This is a genomic window from Pseudomonas sp. NPDC089392 (assembly GCF_044749595.1).
In the GTDB taxonomy this organism is placed as follows: domain Bacteria; phylum Pseudomonadota; class Gammaproteobacteria; order Pseudomonadales; family Pseudomonadaceae; genus Aquipseudomonas.
Genome location: NZ_JBIVIF010000004.1, coordinates 267,805 through 286,840, shown reverse-complemented (window position 1 = coordinate 286,840; position 19,036 = coordinate 267,805). Strand labels below are relative to the sequence as shown.

At 62.9% G+C, this 19,036-nt stretch carries 14 protein-coding genes; 7 read left to right on the top strand and 7 right to left on the bottom strand.

The window, feature by feature from the left end:
* Positions 1–4: 4 nt before the first annotated feature.
* The 3 genes from ACIP1G_RS06605 to ACIP1G_RS06595 form a co-directional block, all read right to left on the bottom strand.
* Positions 5–958, bottom strand: coding sequence for an arsenic resistance protein (locus ACIP1G_RS06605; protein ID WP_400734839.1), 954 nt, complete (start codon positions 956–958; stop codon positions 5–7).
* A gap of 291 nt (positions 959–1,249) precedes the next feature.
* Entirely contained in the window at positions 1,250–2,503 is a 1,254-nt protein-coding gene (gene glyA, locus ACIP1G_RS06600; protein ID WP_400734838.1) for a serine hydroxymethyltransferase, read from the bottom strand.
* 295 nt (positions 2,504–2,798) lie between these two features.
* On the bottom strand, positions 2,799–6,629 hold the full coding sequence (locus ACIP1G_RS06595; RefSeq protein WP_400734836.1) for an EAL domain-containing protein: 3,831 nt from the start codon (positions 6,627–6,629) through the stop codon (positions 2,799–2,801).
* Positions 6,630–6,877: 248 nt separating this feature from the next.
* On the opposite strand from ACIP1G_RS06595, the gene ACIP1G_RS06590 reads away from it, so the two are divergent.
* From ACIP1G_RS06590 to gdhA, 3 genes are all read left to right on the top strand, one after another.
* Complete coding sequence (locus tag ACIP1G_RS06590; RefSeq protein ID WP_400734834.1) at positions 6,878–7,282, top strand: hypothetical protein; 405 nt, start codon at positions 6,878–6,880, stop codon at positions 7,280–7,282.
* A gap of 284 nt (positions 7,283–7,566) precedes the next feature.
* On the top strand, positions 7,567–9,234 hold the full coding sequence (ettA, locus tag ACIP1G_RS06585; protein ID WP_016392862.1) for an energy-dependent translational throttle protein EttA: 1,668 nt from the start codon (positions 7,567–7,569) through the stop codon (positions 9,232–9,234).
* 314 nt (positions 9,235–9,548) lie between these two features.
* Positions 9,549–10,889, top strand: a complete 1,341-nt coding sequence (gdhA, locus tag ACIP1G_RS06580; RefSeq protein WP_400734832.1) for an NADP-specific glutamate dehydrogenase — start codon at positions 9,549–9,551, stop codon at positions 10,887–10,889.
* Positions 10,890–11,030: 141 nt separating this feature from the next.
* On the opposite strand, the gene ACIP1G_RS06575 is transcribed toward gdhA, so the two are convergent.
* The 4 genes from ACIP1G_RS06575 to ACIP1G_RS06560 all read right to left on the bottom strand — a co-directional run bounded on the left by ACIP1G_RS06575 (position 11,031) and on the right by ACIP1G_RS06560 (position 14,620).
* Complete coding sequence (locus ACIP1G_RS06575; RefSeq protein ID WP_400734830.1) at positions 11,031–11,528, bottom strand: GreA/GreB family elongation factor; 498 nt, start codon at positions 11,526–11,528, stop codon at positions 11,031–11,033.
* Positions 11,529–11,595: 67 nt separating this feature from the next.
* Positions 11,596–11,952: a hypothetical protein gene (locus tag ACIP1G_RS06570; RefSeq protein WP_400734828.1), complete on the bottom strand. Its 357-nt coding sequence runs from the start codon at positions 11,950–11,952 to the stop codon at positions 11,596–11,598.
* A gap of 251 nt (positions 11,953–12,203) precedes the next feature.
* On the bottom strand, positions 12,204–14,057 hold the full coding sequence (locus tag ACIP1G_RS06565; RefSeq protein WP_400734826.1) for a DUF4105 domain-containing protein: 1,854 nt from the start codon (positions 14,055–14,057) through the stop codon (positions 12,204–12,206).
* 74 nt (positions 14,058–14,131) lie between these two features.
* Complete coding sequence (locus tag ACIP1G_RS06560; protein WP_012270426.1) at positions 14,132–14,620, bottom strand: DUF3015 domain-containing protein; 489 nt, start codon at positions 14,618–14,620, stop codon at positions 14,132–14,134.
* Positions 14,621–14,883: 263 nt separating this feature from the next.
* Here ACIP1G_RS06560 and ACIP1G_RS06555 point away from each other — a divergent pair, with 263 nt between their 5' ends.
* The 4 genes from ACIP1G_RS06555 (at position 14,884) to ACIP1G_RS06540 (ending at position 19,016) form a co-directional block, all read left to right on the top strand.
* Positions 14,884–17,322, top strand: a complete 2,439-nt coding sequence (locus ACIP1G_RS06555) for a Lon protease family protein (protein WP_400734824.1) — start codon at positions 14,884–14,886, stop codon at positions 17,320–17,322.
* A gap of 160 nt (positions 17,323–17,482) precedes the next feature.
* Positions 17,483–17,821 carry a hypothetical protein gene (locus ACIP1G_RS06550; RefSeq protein WP_400734822.1) on the top strand — a complete coding sequence of 113 codons (339 nt, stop codon included), beginning with the start codon at positions 17,483–17,485 and terminating at the stop codon, positions 17,819–17,821.
* 193 nt (positions 17,822–18,014) lie between these two features.
* Entirely contained in the window at positions 18,015–18,503 is a 489-nt protein-coding gene (locus ACIP1G_RS06545; RefSeq protein WP_003247486.1) for a TIGR00645 family protein, read from the top strand.
* 207 nt (positions 18,504–18,710) lie between these two features.
* On the top strand, positions 18,711–19,016 hold the full coding sequence (locus ACIP1G_RS06540; RefSeq protein ID WP_400734820.1) for a DUF6482 family protein: 306 nt from the start codon (positions 18,711–18,713) through the stop codon (positions 19,014–19,016).
* The last annotated feature ends 20 nt before the right edge of the window (positions 19,017–19,036 follow it).

Below are 19,036 nucleotides of genomic sequence, written 5' to 3'. Positions count from 1 at the left end.
GGGGTCAGCGCACCAGCCTTGGCACTGCCCGCACGTAGATCAGTTCGCCCACCAGTTCGAGCAGTGTCTGGGTGATGACTGCCGCCGCCGCCAGACTGCGCATGTCTTCAGGCAGTGCCAGTGCCAGCGGCAGCACCACCAGCGAGTTGCGGGTGGCGGCGCTGAAGGTCACCGAGCGTGTCTGGGTGGCTGGCAGATTCAACAGCCGTGCCGAGATGAAGCCGAGTGCTGGCGCCAGCAGCATGAAGCCGATATATACCGGAATCACCGGCAGCAAACGCTCGAAGTCGCGCAGGACCACGGCAATCTGCGAGGCGATCACCACGACCAGTACCAGGGCCATTGCCGGTACCGGCAGCCAGGCCCAGGCGTCGTTCCAGGTCGAGACTGCACGCGAGCGGCGGGCGCCGGCGCTGGTGAGTACGGCGAGCGCCATCGGCAACACGATCAGCAGCACGAAGGCTTTCACGAACGGGGTGATGGAGATGGCTACGTTAGTGCTGTCACCCAGCATCAGCGCCAGGTACACCGGCAGGAGCACCAGTTGCAGCAATAGCAGCAAGGGGGTGGCGGCCAGGGTCAGGCGCGAGTCGCCTTTGCCGATGTGGGTGAACACCACCACGTAGTCGATGCACGGCGTGAGCAGCACCAGCAAGGCACCGACGAGGATCGCCGGGTGTGCGACCAGCCCACGGGTGATGGCCCATACCAGCAGCGGGACCAGGACGAAGTTGGCCAGCAGCAAAGCGCTGATGAAGCGGCGGTTGCCCAGGCCCTGGCGCAGGTCGAGGAAAGGGATTTGCAGGAACATCGCGTACATCAGCACGGCGATGGCGGGGGTGACCAGGATTTCGAGGTGGCGTGCAACGTCGCTGGCCAGCAGGCCGAAGGCGAGGGCGGCGAGCACGGCCGCGAAGTAGATGGGGATCTGCTGGGTTTCGAGTTGCTCTCTGGTCAAGGTGCGGCCTGTGCTTGGTGGTGTGAAAGGGGCACAGGGTAATACGTGATGCGCGTGGCTGCTTGAAATGTGAAAGCGCTGCACCGCGCGAAATTTTTCAGGTTGCACATAACCTGTGGGAGCGGGTTCACCCGCGAACAACGGCATAGCCGGTGCCAGATACCGAGTTGCCTTCTTCGCGGGTAAACCCGCTCCCACAGGGGTCTCGGCAGATCAACGGATTTGGTGTACGGGCCGAAAACGAAAAAGCCCGGCACTAGGCCGGGCTTTTTCACTGCAGGCTAGTGCCTATCAGTTGCCGTAAACCGGCAGCTTCTTGCAGATGGCCTTGACCTTCTCACGTACGGCGTCGATAACCGCTTCGTTGTTCAGGTCAGCCAGGATGTCGCAGATCCAGCCAGCCAGTTCCTTGCACTCGGTTTCCTTGAAGCCACGGGTGGTAACGGCTGGGGTGCCGAAACGCAGGCCCGAAGTGACGAACGGGGAACGTGGGTCGTTCGGTACCGAGTTCTTGTTGACGGTGATGAAGGCTTTGCCCAAGGCGGCGTCAGCGTCCTTACCGGAGATTTCCTGCTTGATCAGCGACAGCAGGAACAGGTGGTTCTGGGTGCCACCGGAAACCACGTCGAAACCACGCTCGATGAACACGCTGGCCATGGCCTGGGCGTTTTTCACCACTTGCTGCTGGTAAGCCTTGAACTCAGGCTGCAGGGCTTCCTTGAAGCAGATGGCCTTGGCCGCGATGACGTGCTCCAGCGGGCCGCCCTGGGCGCCTGGGAATACAGCGGAGTTCAGCTTCTTCTCGATGTCGGCGTTGGCACGGGCCAGGATCAGGCCGCCGCGCGGGCCGCGCAGGGTCTTGTGGGTGGTGGTGGTGACCACGTCGGCGAACGGCACAGGGTTCGGGTACACGCCAGCGGCAACCAGGCCGGCAACGTGGGCCATGTCGACGAACAGGTAGGCACCGACCTTGTCGGCGATTTCGCGGAAGCGGGCGAAGTCCAGAACCTGCGAGTAGGCCGAGAAGCCGGCAACGATCATCTTTGGCTTGTGCTCGACAGCCAGGCGCTCGACTTCGTCGTAGTCGATCAGGCCGTTGCCGTCGATGCCGTACTGGATGGCGTTGTACAGCTTGCCCGAGGAGCTTACCGAAGCACCGTGGGTCAGGTGGCCACCGTGGGCCAGGCTCATGCCCAGAATGGTGTCACCGGCCGACAGCAGGGCCAGGTAGACGGCAGCGTTGGCCTGGGAGCCAGCGTGCGGCTGGACGTTGGCGTAGTCGGCGCCGAACAGCTCTTTGGCACGGTCGATGGCCAGTTGCTCGACGACGTCGACGTACTCGCAACCACCGTAGTAGCGCTTGCCTGGGTAGCCTTCGGCGTACTTGTTGGTCAGCACCGAGCCCTGGGCTTCCATGACTGCCGGGCTGGTGTAGTTTTCCGAAGCGATCAGCTCGATATGCTCTTCCTGGCGCAGGGCTTCTTGCTGCATGGCTTCGAAGAGCTCGGCGTCGTACTTGGCAATGGTCAAATCACGGCTGAACATGGCGGTCCTCAAGGATCGGGGGTGAGTTAGGCGGGCATTCTAACCGATTGATTCGCGGCTGGCATATGAAGTGGCATCAAGTCGCGGACCAATGGGCCTCATGTTGCATCCCGCGCCGTGTCTGGGCTGGGCGGGCATGGTAGTTGACTCAAAGGTCCGTTTTTAGTGCCGGATTTTGCCGCAACACCGTCCCTGTGGGAGCGGGTTCACCCGCGAACACCGGCAAAGCCGGTGCCATCCACCGTGTTGCCTTCTTCGCGGGTGAACCCGCTCCCACAGGGACGGTGTTGCGGCATCAATGGAACATGAACAATGTCTCGTTGGCGAACTGCGCCTCGAACTGATGCGCCGGCATCGGCCGCCCGAACAGGTAGCCCTGCACTTCGTCACAACCGTGCTCGCGCAGAAACTCCAGCTGTTCGTGGGTTTCCACGCCCTCGGCGATTACCGCCAGGTTCAGGCTGTGGGCCATGGCGATGATCGCCCGGGCAATCTGCGCGTCCTGCTCACCTTCGGGCAGGCCGTCGACGAAGGTGCGGTCGATCTTCAACACGTCGATGGGGAACTGCTTGAGGTAGTTGAGCGACGAGTAGCCGGTGCCAAAGTCGTCCACTGCAATGCTCAGGCCGAGGTTTTTCAAGCTGGCCAGAATCTGCAGCGCCTCGTTCACCTCGCGCATCAGGATACTCTCGGTCAGCTCCAGTTCCAGGCAGGCCGGCGGCAGGCCGCTTTCTTCCAGAATGGTGGCGATGCGTGTGCCCAACTGGCCATCGGAGAACTGCCGCGCCGAGATATTCACCGACACCTTCGGCACGCGCACCTTGGCCTTGTGCCAGGCCTTGAGCTGGCGGCTGGCCTCGCGCAGCACCCAGTCGCCCACGTCCACCACCAGGCCCAGTTCTTCGATTACCGGGATAAAGTCACCCGGCGGCACCAGGCCGCGGCTCGGGTGGCGCCAGCGCAGCAGCGCTTCGGCGCCGGTCAGGCGCTTGCCGTCGCCACTGAACTGCGGCTGGTAGTAGAGGATGAACTCGTTCTGCTCCATGGCATGGCGCAGGTCGCTTTCCAGCTCCAGGCGTTCCAGGGCGCTGGCGTTCATCTCGGCCTGGTAGAACTGGAAGTTGTTCTTGCCGCGCTCCTTGGCGTGGTACATGGCGGTGTCGGCGTTTTTCATCAACTGGCTCAACTCGCCGCCATCCTGCGGGCTGAGGGCGATGCCGATACTGGCGGTGACGAAGAACTCGCGGTTTTCCAGCACGAACGGCCGCACCAGGCTGCCGAGGATGTTCTCGGCCACATGGATGGCGCGGTTAAGGGCCATTTCGCGGGTGGGGCGCGGTTGCAGCAGCAGGGTGAACTCGTCACCCCCCATGCGCGCCACGGTGTCGTCGTCATCCACGCAGGCCAGCAGGCGCAGGGCCATGTCCTTGAGCATGCGGTCGCCGGCGGCATGGCCGAGGGAGTCGTTGATCGGCTTGAAGCGGTCCAGGTCGAGGAACATCAGCACCACCCAGGCCTTTTGCCGTTCGGCCTGCTGCAGGGCGTTGTACAGGCGGTCCTGGAACAGCGTGCGGTTGGGCAGGTGGGTGAGGGCGTCGTAGTAGGCCAGGCGGTGAATGCGCTGTTCGCTGGCCTTGCGTTCGCTGATATCAGTAAAGAAGCAGACGTAGCTGGCCAGGTCGCCTTCGTCGTCCAGCACCGCGGTAATGCCAACCCAGGCCGGGTAGTGGTCGCCGTCGCGGCGCTTGAGCCACACCTCGCCCTCCCAGCTGCCGCGCTGGTGCAGTTGCTTGACCACGTAGCGCAGGTGACCTTCCTGCTGATGGTCGACCGTGAGCATGCCGGGCAACTGGTCGAGCACTTCGCTGACGGCATAGCCACTGACCCGGCTGAACGCCTCGTTGGCCTGGACGATATAGCCGGCCGGGTCGGTGATGAGGATCGCCGAGGTGGAGTGCTCGAATACCGTTGCCGCCATGCGCAGGTCTTTTTCGGCGCGGCGTTGCTGGCTGATGTCGCGGCCCACCCCGAGCACGCCTTCAAAGCGTTCTTCATCGTCCCACACCAGCACCAGGCGCAGTTCGATGGGGATCTTGCGGCCGTCGGCGCGCAGGCAGTCGAACAGGAACAGCTGGCTGGGCAACTGGCCGCGCAGTTGGGTAAGTTGGGCTGGGTCGCCGATGGCCTTGCTGACGCGCTCCATCAGGCTGTAGATGCCGGTGAGCTGGGCCGGGTTGGCGACGATCGATTGCCAGCCGTTGGCGAAAATCCAATCGGCCTGGTAGCCCAGCACACTCTGCACCGAGGGGCTGACATAGTTGAGCTTGAGCAGGTTGTCGGTGGAGAAGATCACGTCGCTGATGCTTTCGGCGAGCATGCGGTAGCGCTGTTCGCTGTCGCGCAGCGACTGGCTGGCCTCGATCTGCACCGTTACGTCCTTGCCCACGCCGATGATGCGCGTCACCAGGCCATCGGCGTCGCGGGTCAGCACCTGTTCGCGGATGTCATAGCAGCACCAGTTGCCATCGCGGTGGTGGAAGCGCAACTGGCAGTGCAGTGGCTGGTCATGGCCGCTGTCGCGCTGCTGCTGGCGCAGTGCCTGGTAGTGCGCTGCGTCTTCGGGGTGCAGCAGCAGCTCCCAGAAGCGGTCGCCCATCTGCGCCAGTTCGGTACGGTCGTAGCCCAGGGTCTGGCCGAGGTGGCGGTTGCTGAAGATCATCCGCTGGCTGAGCACATCCTGCACGTACAGTTGGTCGGGCACGGTGCGCACCACATCCGACCAGAAGCTTTCGCGCTCCAGCAGCGACAGTTCCACCTGCTTGCGGCTGGTGATGTCGCTGATGCTGAGGATCACCGCCTGGTAGTCGCGGCGCTGTTGCGGCAGGCGTGCCATCAGCCACAGGTGCAGTTCGCCGCCCAGCGGTGCTGGCAGGCGCACTTCCAGCTCCAGCAGCGGGCGCTGTTCGATCAGCGCGTCGATCAGTTGCATGCCAACGCTGTCGCGGCCATCGCCAGTGCCGTCGATCAGGCGCTGCCAGGCACCTTCGTGGCTGTCGATGTTCAGCAACTGGCGCGCCACCTGGTTGACCTCGGTGATCTTCAGTTCCAGCAGCAACGAGCGGCGCAGGTTCGAGTCCAGGGCCAGGCTGTGCTTGAGCGCGGCGCGGTTGCGCAGGTGGTAGCGGTCGAGTTGGCCGGGCAGGCTGGACAGGTCGAGCACGCACAAGGCCACGCCGGTGCCTTCGAAAATTTCATGGTAGCGCCGGCGGTCTTCCTGCAGCGCACGCTGGCGCCGGCGCATGTTGATCAGGGCCAGCACCGGCAGCAGGGCGCAGACCAGCACCAGCAGGCATTTGCCGAGCAGTGCTGGCAGCAGCTTCTGCTGGGCCAGCTTGGCGTCGAACAGGCCACGCAGCTGCCAGGTGCTGTTTTCGATGAAGGCCAGCATCACGCTTTGCAGCGGATCGTTGCTGGTGTTGGTCGGCGCATGGCGCTGCAGTACTTCGCCGCTGCGGCTGTTTTCCAGCAGCCACAGCGGGTGGCCGGCGCCATCCAGGTGGGCGGTGAGGGTGCTGTAGTAGCTGGGTGACAGGCGCAGCAGCCAGAAGCCGCGGTCCTGTTCGGTGGCCTGGCGCAGCAACAGGTACAGGGTGCTGTTGTCGGCCGAGTTGCTGAAGAAGTACGGGCGGCCCTGGTTCAGGGTAAGCAGCTCTTCAAGCAACTGGCGGTCGGGGCTGCCGGCCAGGCTGTCGGCCCGCACCTGCCCGGCGCTGTCCAGCCAGGCCACGCTTTGCAGGGCCGGCAGGCGCTCGCGCAACGTGCCCAGCAGGTTGGGCAAGGCTGTGGGCGCTGGCGCATTGACGTAGGGCTGCACCACATTCACTGCCTGCTGTGCCTTGAACGCCATGTTCAGGCTCAGGTGGTCGGCCAGTTCGGCGGTGGCGTCCAGGCTCTGCTTGCGCTGGTCGGTCTGGGTATGGTTGAACTGGGCGAACAGCTGCCACAGCAGCAGGCCCAGCAGGATCAGGGCCAACAGCGCCAGTGCACCCTTGATAGACCCGCGCAGGGCAGCAGCGGGCGCCGGTGCCGGGGAACGCAATGACGACGGATGAGTTAGGTTGGTCAAGCGTTGATCCTGCGATTGGGCTGGCGATGGCAGGGATGGATCATGCACGGTGTGTGCCGATGCCTGGCGGCTGGACCGCGGTGGCGCACTATAAGGCCGGACACCCGAAACGGGCTAGCATGCCTAGGATTATGGCAAAGTGCCAGTCGTGATGACCGATGGCGCCTGCCCGGTGGTTCGGCAAGCCCCTGCAACCTGTGCGAGAATAGCGCCCGCTTCACATGACAACGCATCGGAGATGTTCGCTTTTGGTTACTCACTTTTCCTCCAATGGCCTCGATTCCGCCTGCGGGCGCAGCAGTCAGACCCTTGTCAGCACTGCCGTGACCGAGGACGTATCCTGCAAGTCTTGCCAGCGTTCGCTGAGCAAACCCGAGGCGGCCGCTGCCGCCAAAAGCAAGACCCCATCGCTGGCTGAACTGCGCAAGACCGCCAAGGCGGCAGCAGAGCCGGCAGTTGCCGTGGCTGCGAGCAAGCCTGCTGCCAAGGTTGTCAGTACTGTGCCTGCGGCTGCCAAGCCGGCCAAGGTTGCCGAGCAGCAGCCTGCCCGCAGTGGCGGCTTCAGTGTGAAGGCCGCCTGGGCCGCGCGCCTGGCCGAGCAGGGTGACCAGTGCCGGTTGCCACGGGGCAAGGCCAGGCAGCGTCACGTCTGAGTCATCCCGTTTGCTGTGCTGGCCTCTTCGCGGCTAAAGCCGCTCCTACATGGGTACGCGATCCCCTGTAGGAGCGGGTTCACCCGCGAAGAGGCCGGTACAGGCCATAAATTTCCCCCAGGGATCACCCCGATCCCACCCCACCATCGACCCCTCCTATGCAACGCCGCGCGTTGGCGTAGAATGGTCGACTTTGTTCAATGACACCCCGTAAACACATCCCCCTGGCCAGCGTGCCGGGGCGATCGTCGATGTCTTTACCTATCTGATTAGAGGGCTTGGTTTTGGCTCAATACGTCTACACCATGCATCGGCTGAGCAAGGTCGTGCCGCCGAAGCGGGAAATTCTCAAGAACATTTCCCTGTCGTTCTTCCCTGGCGCCAAGATTGGCGTGCTCGGCCTGAACGGCGCCGGTAAATCGACCCTGCTGCGGATCATGGCGGGCGTCGACAAGGAATTCGACGGCGAAGCCCGTCCGATGCCCGACATCAACGTTGGCTACCTGCCACAGGAACCACAACTGGACCCGAACAAGTCGGTTCGCGAAGTGGTCGAGGAAGCGGTCAGCGTCATCAAGGACGCCCAGGCCCGCCTGGACGAGGTCTACGCCGCCTACGCCGACCCGGATGCCGACTTCGACAAGCTGGCCGCCGAGCAGGCCAAGCTGGAAGCCATCCTGCAGGCCGCCGATGGCCATAACCTGGAGCGTCAGCTGGACGTGGCCGCCGACGCCCTGCGCCTGCCGGCCTGGGACGCGCGCATCGAGCACCTGTCTGGTGGTGAAAAGCGCCGTGTGGCCCTGTGCCGCCTGCTGCTGTCGGCCCCCGACATGCTGCTGCTCGACGAACCAACCAACCACCTGGACGCCGACTCGGTGGCCTGGCTGGAGCGCTTCCTGCACGACTTCCCGGGCACCGTGGTAGCGATTACCCACGACCGTTACTTCCTCGACAACGTCGCCGGCTGGATCCTGGAACTGGACCGCGGCGCCGGCATCCCGTACGAAGGCAACTACTCGGGCTGGCTGGAAGCCAAGTCGGACCGCTTGGCGCAGGAATCCAAGCAGCAGAGCGCCCACGAAAAGGCCATGAAAGAGGAACTGGAGTGGGTGCGTAAAGGCGCCAAGGCTCGTCAGTCCAAATCCAAGGCCCGTCTGCAGCGCTTCGAAGAAATGCAGTCGCAGGAATTCCAGAAACGCAGCGAAACCAACGAGATCTACATCCCGGCCGGTCCGCGTCTGGGCGACAAGGTCATCGAGTTCAAGAACGTCACCAAGGGCTACGGCGACCGCGTGCTGATCGACAACCTGTCGTTCGCCATGCCGAAAGGCGCCATCGTTGGCGTAATCGGCGGTAACGGTGCCGGTAAATCGACCCTGTTCCGCATGCTGATGGGCAAGGAACAGCCGGACTCGGGCAGCATCGAGATCGGTGAAACCGTGCAGCTGGCCTGCGTGGACCAGAGCCGTGAAGACCTGGACGGTGGCAAGACCGTGTTCCAGCAGGTTTCCGACGGTTCCGACATGATCCGCATCGGCAACTACGAGATCCCGTCGCGTACCTACGTTGGCCGCTTCAACTTCAAGGGTGGCGACCAGCAGAAGTTCGTCAAGGACCTGTCCGGTGGTGAGCGTGGCCGCCTGCACCTGGCCCTGACCCTGAAGGAGGGCGGTAACGTCCTGCTGCTCGACGAACCGTCCAACGACCTCGACGTCGAAACCCTGCGTTCGCTGGAAGAAGCCCTGCTGGACTTCCCAGGCGCCGCGATCGTGATTTCCCACGACCGTTGGTTCCTGGACCGTGTGGCTACCCACATCCTGGCGTACGAAGACGACTCGAACGTGGTGTTCTTCGAGGGTAACTACACCGAGTACGAAGCTGACCGCAAGAAGCGCCTGGGTGATGCTGCTGCCCAGCCGCACCGGGTACGGCACAAGAAGCTGGCCCAGTAAGCTAGCTGTTTGATGCACAAGAATGGGGCCCCTGGTGGCCCCATTTTTGTGCCTGGCTGAAAACGGCGCTGGCTTCTTCGCGGGTGAACCCGCTCCTACAGGGAAACCTGCTGCCTCAAGCCCTGTACAAGGCCCTTGTAGGAGCGGGTTTACCCGCGAAGAAGCCACCAGCGAAGCTTGATTTTGTATACATTTATAGAAACGCACCAAATAATTTCAAAAAAACGACATTTCGCCCTATTCCGGTGCGATTGCTTCTTGGTACATTCCTGAAAAAAACCAATAAGTCCAAACCCTTCGGTGAGATGTCTACCATGATCGAATCTGTCGACAATTTCCTTGCGCGCCTTCAACAGCGTGACCCAGGCCAACCAGAGTTCCACCAGGCGGTGGAAGAGGTGCTGCGTACCCTGTGGCCGTTCCTTGAAGCCAACCCTCACTACCTGCAGTCCGGCATCCTCGAACGTATGGTCGAGCCGGAGCGTGCCGTGCTGTTCCGCGTGTCCTGGGTCGATGACCAAGGCAAGGTGCAGGTCAACCGCGGCTACCGCATCCAGATGAGCAGCGCCATCGGCCCATACAAGGGCGGCCTGCGCTTCCACCCGTCGGTGAACCTCAGCGTGCTGAAGTTCCTGGCCTTCGAGCAGGTATTCAAGAACTCCCTGACCTCGCTGCCCATGGGCGGCGGCAAGGGCGGCTCGGACTTCGACCCGAAAGGCAAGAGCGACGCCGAAGTCATGCGCTTCTGCCAGGCGTTCATGAGCGAGCTGTACCGCCACATTGGCGCCGACTGCGACGTACCGGCCGGTGACATCGGCGTGGGCGCCCGCGAAATCGGCTTCATGTTCGGCCAGTACAAGCGCCTGGCCAACCAGTTCACGTCGGTGCTGACAGGCAAGGGCATGACCTACGGCGGCAGCTTGATTCGCCCGGAAGCCACCGGCTACGGCTGCGTGTACTTCGCCGAAGAAATGCTCAAGCGCCAGGACAAGCGCATTGATGGCCGCCGCGTAGCGGTGTCCGGTTCGGGCAACGTTGCCCAGTATGCCGCGCGCAAGGTCATGGACCTGGGTGGCAAGGTGATCTCGCTGTCTGACTCCGAAGGCACCCTGTACGCTGAAGCCGGCCTGACCGACGCCCAGTGGGACGCGCTGATGGAGCTGAAGAACGTCAAGCGTGGCCGCATCAGCGAGCTGGCCGAGCAGTTCGGCCTGGAGTTCCGCAAGGGCCAGACCCCGTGGAGCCTGCCGTGCGACATCGCCCTGCCGTGCGCCACGCAGAACGAACTGGGCGCCGAAGACGCCCGTACGCTGCTGCGCAATGGCTGCATCTGCGTGGCCGAAGGCGCCAACATGCCGACCACCCTTGAGGCTGTGGATATCTTCCTGGACGCCGGTATCCTGTACGCCCCAGGCAAGGCCTCCAACGCCGGCGGCGTGGCCGTGTCGGGCCTGGAAATGTCGCAGAACGCCATGCGCCTGCTGTGGACTGCCGGTGAAGTGGACAGCAAGCTGCACAACATCATGCAGTCGATTCACCATGCCTGCGTGCATTACGGTGAAGAGGCCGATGGCCGCGTCAACTACGTCAAAGGTGCGAACATCGCCGGCTTCGTGAAAGTGGCTGATGCGATGCTGGCGCAGGGCGTGGTCTGATCTGACATCGCCGGGGCCGCTTTGCGGCCCATTCGCGGCGCAAGGCCGCTCCTACAAGGGACCGCGACAGCTTGACTGATCGCGGTCCCCTGTAGGAGCGGCCTTGTGTCGCGATGGGCTGCAAAGCAGCCCTCAGGGCCCTCAACCCTCACCCAAAATCTCAACCACTTCGATCACCTGCTCCCCCACCGGCCGCCGCCAAACCACTTCATCCCCAACTCCAGCGCCCAGCAAAGCCCGCCCCAACGGCGACCCCCAGTTGATCAACCCCCGCGCCGCATCCGCCTCATCCTCGCCCACCAGCCGCACCTCATGCTCCTGGTCCTGCGCATCGGCAAACCGCACCCGGCTACCAATCTGCACCTTGCTCTGCGAGGTCGCCGCCGGCACCACCTGTGCACTCTGCACCCGCGCGCTAAAGTAGCGCAGGTCGCGCTCGGTATCGGCCAGCCGCTGCTTGTCGCCACGCTCGCCCTGAGCCTGCAGCTCACTGCGCAGGGCATGCAGTTCGGCCACGCGCGCTTGCAGCTGGCGCAGGCCACTGGCGGTGACGTAGTTGGGTTGTTCGCTGACACGTCGCTCAACCGGTTGGTCGGCCTGGGCGGCGGCCTGGTCTTCGTTGACGAATGCTCGGCTCATGCTGGGCCTCCTTGTGCAGGAGACCATGATGGCAGGCCGCCGGTTTCAAGGGATGTCCGTTTGCGACTCAGTTGTGGCGATAGGCCTTGGCGGCGCCGCGGTCCTTTTCCTGTTCCCATTCGCGGTCGCGCTGGTCCCAGAAGCGCTCGTGGTACTGGCGCTGTTCTTCGCTGTTCTGCATGGCCTGGCATTGGCGGAAGCCATCGTCCCAGCCGGTTTCGTACTGGCGCTCGTGCAGGTAGCGCGGCACGTCCTTGCGGAAGTTGCCGACCATCATGGCGGCCGCCTGGTGGCCGCTGCTGCAGCCGTCCTGGTAGCCATCGGCATAGGCGGGGGGATAACCATGGTTGACCATCTGCTCGTGGGTGGTTTCGCAACCTGACAGCAACAACGCAATGCACACGCCGAACCAGTACCGCGACATAACCACAAAACCCTCCAGTTGATAGTGGAAAGTCTAGGTGGCGATTTGTCGAGGAGGCGTCAAAACAGTGTCAAAGAGTTGCTTGGGTCACATTTGCTGAGCCTCGGCGCGGTCGGTGTAGGAGCGGCCTTGTGTCGCGATAGGGCCGCGAAAGCGGCCCCGGCAATCTCTGTATGATTGCTGAGATCCGGGGGCGCTTCGCACCCCTTTCGCGACACAAGGCCGCTCCTACAAAGTACGCGTGAGCCTGATTAGTAGTGATACCACTTCAACTCCAGCATCACCTCGTTCTGCGCCGTAGCCAGGTGGCTGAACTCCCGAGAAGCACTCAACCTCACCCCCAGGTTCTGGCTGATTTCCCACTGCTGATTAAGGCTCACACTACGGCGCACCTCACCATTGGTGAAATAATCGCCCTTGGCCTCCAGCGTCATGTTGCCCAGCCCGTTACGCCAAAGCAGCCCGCCATTGAAGCCCGCTGCCGGGGCGATGAACTGGGCGAAGTCATTGTGATGCTCGACCCGCACCGTGCCCAGGGCAAAGCCCAGCAAGCCATCGGCCAATTGCCAGGTACCGCCGGCCCCGCCATTCACATGGCTCACCAGCACTTCGTCATCATGCTTGCCCGGCACCCGCTCCAGCCCGCCAGCCACTTGCCACGACCAGGGCTTGAGCAGGTCGTTGCGTGGCGTCAACGAGCGGATGGTGGCCAGGTCCAGGCGCTGCACCTGCCAGTCGTTGCCCTCGTACTGGCGCACCTTCAGTTGCAGGATCTCGATCTGCGCACCCAGCGGGAAGCCATAGGCGTTGTCATTCAGGTCGTGGTAGGCCATGCGCAGCCCGTACTCGGCGTAGGCGCGGTCTTCGCGGGTGCCCACGCCCAATTGCCAGGTGCGGGAGTCATGGCCGTCCTCGGGCAGGCCAGGGCGTTCGATCTGCAGGGGCGGCGGTGGGTTGCTGTTGATCGCCCGCAGCAGCTCGAAGCTGCGTTTGGCCTGCCCTGGGTCGCGTTCCTGGCCATTGGCCCGGTAACGCTCCAGGCGATACGCGGCATCCTGCACCAACGCCTGGCGTTCGCGGGGCAGGGCCTTGAACTCGGGGCTTTGTAATTGCGTGGTGTCGGCGCTCACTGCCAGTACTTGGCGCTTTTCGCTGTGGTCCAGTGGCTCGGCCCGGGCCAGCAATTCACGTTCGCGAGAAGGGCGGTAGGTCTCGCTGGCGACCATGCCGGACTGCTTCACGGCTTTTACCGTGTCGGTGGGGATGGCAGTCAGCGGGAACTGCGAGGTCAGGTCCAGGCTCGGCCGGGCCACCTGCAGCAGTTCCAGCAGGCGATACGAGCAGTTTTCGTCGAAGAAGAAGTAATCGAACTGGATCTGCTTCAGCTCCCACACATGTTCGACCATGCGCCCGGTTTCTTCCGGGGTCAGGTCCAGTTCGTATTCCCACAGGTCGCGGTTTTCCAGGCTGCGGTATTCGGACAGTTTTTCCTGGTAGGGCATCAGCGCGAACAGGCCCGGGTAGCCGCCCATCAGGCCTTTCCAGGCGTACAGGATGCTGTTGTCGCTGCCTTCGATGTAGGCACCGAAGTTGATCGCGTAGCTTAGCAGCGTAGTGTTGTCGCTGCGGGTGTTGGACTGGTCGATGCGCAGCAGGGTGTGGCCGAACATTGACGACGGGCTGTTCAGGTAGGCCGCCGGGAAGATCAACGCCGCGCTGTGCGGGTCGATCGACTGGTACCAGGTCTTGAATTCCTGGCAGTCGGGTTGCGGCAGGTCCTGCAGGTCGAGTTGTTCGCGCAGCCAGCGGGTGCGCGCCGGGAACACGCATTGGGCGTGCTTGTCGCCAAGGCTGGCCGGGGCATACAGCGCATCGACCGTGGCTTGCAGCTCCTGGTCCGGGTGGTGCGCGCCGTCCTTGGCAAGGAAAAACGCATCATCGTCCACATAGCTTCGCCAGCCGCCAAGCTTGGCGGTTTCGTAGTGACCAATGGCAATCCAGTAGGGGGTGTTGGCCAGTTGCTGGAGACGGCCTTGATCCAGCACGGGCGCGGCATGAACAGGGGCGCAGGCACATAGCGCCAGGGCAGCGAGGCGTTTGAGCATATCGGGCAACTACTTCTTAACGATGCCGGAAAAAGGCGAAACCCGCCCCAGGGGTGGGGCGGGAGCAGCAGTACTTAGGCCTCGGTAGCGTATTTGGCCAGGCGTGGGTCGCTCTTCAGAACGGCCAGGGTGTTGCTGTGGACAGTTTCGGCAGTGACGTCGGCACTGCTGAAGATCTGGTTGAAGTGCTGGTGGGTGACCGAGTTGAAGTAGCCGCGGTCTTCCGGGGCCACACCGAGAACCACGGCATAGGTGGTCAGTGCTTCGCCCTGGCCCATGGCCATGTCTTCGGACAGCTCGTTCATCATGCCGTTCATGGCGAACCAGGACTTGCCGCCATAGGTCAGCGAAGCCTTGGTGGAGCAGCCGTTGGTGCCGGAAGTCATGCCGAAGGTGGCGTTACCGGAGGTGCCGTTGGTGGTAGAAGCCAGGAAGTGTGCCGGAGTGCCGCGCTGGCCTTCGAATAGCATGTTGCCCCAGCCGCAGTTCGGGCCGCCTGGCGCTTCAGCCATGGCGTTCAGCGAGACCACGGTGAACAGAGTACCCAGAAGAATCCGTTTCATAGCATTTGTTCTCTATTTGACTTAACCAAGGGTCAGGGTTTCTGGCAACTCGGTTGCCAGGTCGGGAAAGCATTTCACCCACCCGCGCAGCTTGGAGTTTAGGCACGATCTAAAGGTTGCGTTGTTGATTGCGAAAAATTTGCTGCTACATGACTTGCACTGCCTGCGACCGGCTGCGACATAAAGTCCCGTGGAGCCTTGCAAGGCGCGCGCGGGCAGCGCCAGAATGCTGCGTATCTGCCCCGCCGAAGTAAGGAAACCCAATGCCCGATCCTGTCGCTGCGCGCCTGCGTCTCGCGCCTGAAGCCCTGACCCGGCGTTTCTCCCCCGAGCAGTTTGCCTTTACCCATACCGACGATCTGGAGCCGTTTCGCGGAGTCCTGGGCCAGGAACGTGCTGTCGAGGCCCTGCAGTTCGGCGTGGCCATGCCGCGCCCCGGTTACAACGTATACGTGATGGGCGAGCCCGGTACCGGGCGCTTCTCGTTCGTCAAGCGCTACCTCAAGGCCGAGGGCAAGCGCCAGCACACCCCGGCCGACTGGGTTTACGTCAACCACTTCGACGACACCCGCGAGCCGCGTGCACTGGAGCTGCCGTCCGGTAGCGCTGCCGAGTTCATCGCAGACATGGGCGGGTTGATCGATAACCTGCTGGCGACGTTCCCGGCGGTGTTCGAACACCCGTCTTACCAGCAGAAGAAGGGCGCCATCGACCGCGCCTTCAACCAGCGCTACGACCGCGCCCTGGATGTGATCGAGCGGGCTTCGCTGGAGAAGGACGTGGCCTTGTACCGCGACGCCAGCAACGTCGCATTCACCCCGATGGCCGAAGGCAAGGCGCTGGATGAGGCCGAGTTCGCCCAGTTGCCGGAAGAGGTGCGCGAGCAGTTCCACGAGGACATCGCCCTGCTTGAGGAGCGCCTCAACGAAGAGCTGGCCAGCCTGCCGCAATGGAAGCGCGAGTCGAACAACCAGTTGCGTCAGCTCAACGAAGAAACCATCACCCTGGTCCTGCAGCCGTTGCTGGCGCCGCTGTCGGAAAAGTACGCGGAAAACGCGGCGGTCTGCGCCTACCTGCAATCGGTTCAGCTGAACCTGCTGCGCACTGTGGTCGAGCAACTGGTCGATGACAGCAAGACCGACGCCGCCGCGCGCAAGCTGCTGGAAGAGCAGTACGCCCCAAGCCTGGTGGTTGGCCACCACGTTGACGGCGGCGCGCCGGTGGTGTTTGAGCCGCACCCGACCTACGACAACCTGTTCGGCCGCATCGAGTACAGCACCGACCAGGGCGCGCTGTATACCTCGTACCGCCAGCTGCGCCCGGGCGCGCTGCACCGTGCCAACGGCGGCTTCCTGATTCTTGAAGCCGAAAAAATGCTCGGCGAGCCATTCGTGTGGGATGCACTGAAGCGCGCCCTGCAGTCGCGCAAGCTGAAGATGGAGTCGCCGATCGGTGAACTGGGCCGCGTCGCCACCGTCAGCCTGCAGCCGCAAATGATCCCGCTCAACGTCAAACTGGTGATCATCGGCTCGCGTCAGCTGTACTACGCGCTGCAGGACCACGACCCGGACTTCCAGGAGATGTTCCGGGTGCTGGTGGACTTTGACGAAGACATGCCCATGGTCGACGAGAACCTGGAGCAGTTTGCCCAGTTGTTGCGTACCCGCACCAACGAAGAGGGCATGGCGCCGCTGACCAGTGATGCGGTGGCACGCCTGGCAACCTACAGCGCCCGCCTGGCAGAGAACCAGTCGCGCCTGTCGGCGCGTATCGGCGACCTGTTCCAGTTGGTCAGCGAGGCCGATTTCATCCGCCAGCTGGCCAGTGACGAAATGACTGACGCCGGGCACATCGAACGTGCGCTCAAGGCCAAGGCCACCCGTACCGGGCGTGTCTCGCAGCGGGTGCTGGACGACATGCTCGCCGGCATCATCCTGATCGACACCGAAGGTGCTGCCATCGGCAAGTGCAACGGCCTGACCGTGCTGGAGGTGGGTGACTCGGCGTTCGGTATGCCGGCGCGTATCTCCGCCACCGTGTACCCAGGCGGCAGCGGTATCGTCGACATCGAGCGCGAGGTCAACCTTGGCCAGCCGATCCACTCCAAGGGCGTGATGATCCTCACCGGCTACCTTGGCAGCCGCTATGCCCAGGAGTTCCCGCTGGCGATTTCCGCCAGCATCGCCCTGGAGCAGTCCTACGGCTACGTGGACGGTGACAGCGCTTCGCTGGGCGAGGCCTGCACCCTGATCTCGGCGTTGTCGCGCACGCCGCTCAAGCAGTGCTTCGCCATTACCGGTTCGATCAACCAGTTCGGCGAAGTGCAGGCGGTGGGCGGGGTCAACGAGAAAATCGAGGGCTTCTTCCGCTTGTGCGAGGCGCGTGGCCTGACCGGCGAGCAGGGGGTGATCATTCCGCGTGCCAACGTCGCCACCCTGATGCTCGACGAGCGTGTGTTGCAAGCGGTGGAGAACGGCCAGTTCCATGTTTATGCCGTCAGCCAGGCTGACGAGGCGCTGAGCCTGCTGGTAGGCGAGGAGGCCGGGGTGCTCGACGACAAGGGGCTGTTCACCGAGGGCAGCGTCAATGCGCGGGTGGTGGAGCGCCTGCGTGAGATCGCCGAGATGATCAGCGAAGAAGACATCGAGAAGGCAGAAAAGGAACACCTGGAAGAGGTGATTGCCCAGGCCAAACACGCCTGAGTCAATAAATCGGCGCTGGCGGCGATGTGCTACCGTTCAGCGCCGGTTTTCCATCTTTCTGTGCTGTTCTTCTATGCTGGAACTTAAGGACGGTACAGCGTTCAGGATGGAAACAGCCTGATGTTCAGGCTGAACAAGGCTCTTTGGAGGGGACGCGGCCATGCGCAACCTCAGCCTCACACGCCAGTGCCTGGGCCTGGTGACCCGCATCGAATGCAGCATCCGCCCACTGGCCGGGGACAACGGCATGTGGACGCTGCTGTTTGCCGCTGGCATGGCCGGTGAGCAACCCTCCGCAATCAAGGCCCAAGGGCCGTTCCATGGGCCGCTGGTGGCCGAGTCGGTGCTCAATGCCATTGTCGATAGCCTGACTTTGCATGGTTATCAGGTGACCGAGGACCCGCAGATCTGGTGTTTGCATTTGCAGGCGCAGTTGCGGCGGATCAATGGCGAGCGGTGCAGGAATCTGGGGGATTACCAGTTTCATCCTGAGACTTGAACGATTGTTGGGGCCGCTTTGCGGCCCATCGCGACGCAAGGCCGCTCCTACAGGGGACCGCGATCTCTTGTAGGAGCGGCCTTGCGTCGCGATGGGCTGCACAGCAGCCCCCATTCACCGGGCTTTTGCTGTAACAGGTGGCTGGCTATACTCGCCGTCGTTTTTCAGTCACCTGACGAGTCCCAAACCCTCCATGGAACGTATTCTCGAAAACGCGATGTATGCCTCGCGCTGGCTGCTCGCTCCGATCTACTTCGGCCTGTCCCTGGGCCTGCTGGCCCTGGCGCTGAAATTCTTCCAGGAAGTGGTCCACGTCCTGCCCAACGTCTTTGCCCTGAGCGAAGCCGACCTGATCCTGGTGATCCTGTCGCTGATCGACATGTCGCTGGTGGGCGGCCTGCTGGTGATGGTGATGATTTCCGGCTACGAGAACTTCGTCTCGCAACTGGACATCGACGAGAGCAAGGAAAAGCTCAACTGGCTGGGTAAGATGGACTCTTCGTCGCTGAAGATGAAGGTTGCTGCGTCGATCGTGGCAATTTCGTCCATCCACCTGCTGCGGGTGTTCATGGATGCCCAGAACATCTCCACCGATTACCTGATGTGGTACGTGATCATCCACATGACCTTCGTGGTCTCGGCATTCTGCATGGGTTACCTGGACAAGCTGACCAAGCACTGAGTCCTGTTCGGGCCCTTTCGCGGGTAAACCCGCTCCCACAGGCATTGCGCAGGGTTAAAGGCTTGTGCAGTACCTGTGGGAGCGGGTTTACCCGCGAAGCAGGCGACGCGGTCCAACTGACGAGCGGCGTCAGTAATGTCTTGTGCAATCACCCGATCCGTACAAAAAATGAGCTCTCATGCGTGGTTCCACCAGCGAGGTGCTCTCATGAACCTGCATCAGCTCAACACCGAGGCCAGGGCTGGCCATGTCGAAGAACTGAACCTGATCGCCATCGAAGGCGGTGACTACCTGCTCGAGGCCCGGGTCAAAGGCCACGCCCACCCCTTGTCTGACCCCCGCGGTCAGCGCCTGCGCGTGCACTCGGTGGAGGATGCGCGCAAGTTGCTGCAAACCATCCCCATGGTCTCGATGAACCTGGTGCATTGGTCGGTGCAGGACGAGATGTGCGGTATGGGCACGCACCCCGAAGAAGACCTGAAGGTGCCGATTTCCCAGCGTTCGGCCTGGTAGCTGCTCGCAGCGCCCCAGTG